Genomic DNA, 1,581 nt, shown 5'->3' with positions numbered 1-1,581 from the left:
TAAGCGCCCTTGACACTCAATCCCTTATGAAAAAATCGCAAGAAAGCCTTTCAAGTCACATTATACCTTGAAAGGCCTTCCCCGAGAAAGAGCGCTGCAAATTGAGCAGCTTACATTGTGTTGATCTTCGCGCTTGAAATCACCGAGCCTGTTGGACGTCCTGTTGCCTTGGAAACCTGAGAGGAGATGTTCGGGGGAGGCTTATTCGCTTTAACTTGGTCAACTGACGGAGACTGAGCAATGCTCTGCCGCAACGAAACCAGCACCACTGTCTTTGACAGGTGCGAATCATCCGTACGAAGCTATTGCCGCCGCTTTCCGGCACGTTTTGCACGCGCAACCGGATCTGAGCTTTTTGATGTTTCCGGCGCCCGGTATATCGATTTTCTTGCAGGTTGTGGCTCACTCAATTTCGGGCACAATCATCCCGCGATGAAGGCAGCGTTGATCGATTATCTCGAAATGGATGGCATCGGCCATGCGCTTGACCTGCACACAGATGTGAAGGCACGTTTCATCGACACCTTTGAACGGATCATCTTGACTCCGAGAAAAATGAACCATCGCTTGATGTTTGTCGGCCCGACAGGGACAAATGCAATTGAAGCTGCCTTGAAAGTTGCTCGAAAGGCGACCGGCCGGAGCAATGTGATCGCCTTTACCAACGGGTTTCATGGTGTCACACAAGGAGCATTGGCTGCGACAGGCAGCAGCCACCATCGCGGGTCCGCTGAAGCGCTTTTGGCAGGAGTAACGCGGTTGCCTTTCGATGGATATCTTGGTGCGGATCTAGACACGGCCGATTTGCTGGAAAAACTACTGGAGGACCCTTCAAGCGGCCTTGATGCGCCAGCTGCAATTCTACTGGAATGCATTCAGGGAGAAGGCGGTTTGAATGTAGCCTCGTCATCTTGGTTGCGCCGCATATCGGCATTGGCCAAAAAGCATGGAGCGGTACTGATCATCGATGAAATTCAAGCAGGTTGTGGCCGGTCCGGTCCGTTCTTCGCATTTGAAAGGGCCGGTATTGTTCCCGATGTCGTGACTATGGCCAAATCAATTTCAGGCTTTGGCCTTCCGATGGCAATGGTCTTGGTCAATCCGGATCTGGATGTTTTTGGACATGGAGAGCATAATGGCACCTTTCGTGGAAATTCTCATGCCTTTCTGACTGGACATGTCATGTTGGAAAATTTTTGGGAATCGAATGAGTTGGCTATCAAAACCACTGATAGTACCAAGATTGTAACGGATTCTTTGAGAGTACTCTCCGAGATACTACCGCATAGTCGGCTTAAGGGCCTGGGCATGATGCAGGGAATTGATGTCGGCAGTCAAAAATTGGCTGACAATATATGCAGGAACGCTTTCGAACTTGGCTTGATTATTGAAACCGCAGGACCTCATGATGAAGTACTGAAGATCTTGCCCCCGCTCACCACCTCGGAAGGGGTTCTCCGGGAAGGATTATCTTACCTTCATCAGGCCGCTACCAAGTCCATTTGAACGTGGCTCGTATTTAACCTTCGCTCTTTGGCGCAATCATGTTTCAGGCCCTGTCGAACCGAAGCTGAGTGTGTG

The 1,581-nt window shown here is 50.3% G+C and carries 1 protein-coding gene; it reads left to right on the top strand.

All coding sequences use genetic code 11. The features are described 5' to 3' along the window. Positions 1–240 precede the first annotated feature (240 nt). Positions 241–1,506, top strand: a complete 1,266-nt coding sequence (ectB, locus tag E1297_RS01995; protein WP_155133239.1) for a diaminobutyrate--2-oxoglutarate transaminase — start codon at positions 241–243, stop codon at positions 1,504–1,506. Positions 1,507–1,581 lie beyond the last annotated feature (75 nt).

The organism is Roseibium sp. RKSG952 (assembly GCF_009711355.1).
The sequence above is the reverse complement of the archived record's forward strand: the minus strand, read 5'-3'. Positions and strand labels throughout refer to the sequence as shown.

What these genes read in the sequence shown, in the direction of transcription:
- ectB (WP_155133239.1), top strand. Translation starts at nt 241, where the DNA reads ATGCTCTGCCGCAACGAAACCAGCACCACTGTCTTTGACAGGTGCGAA.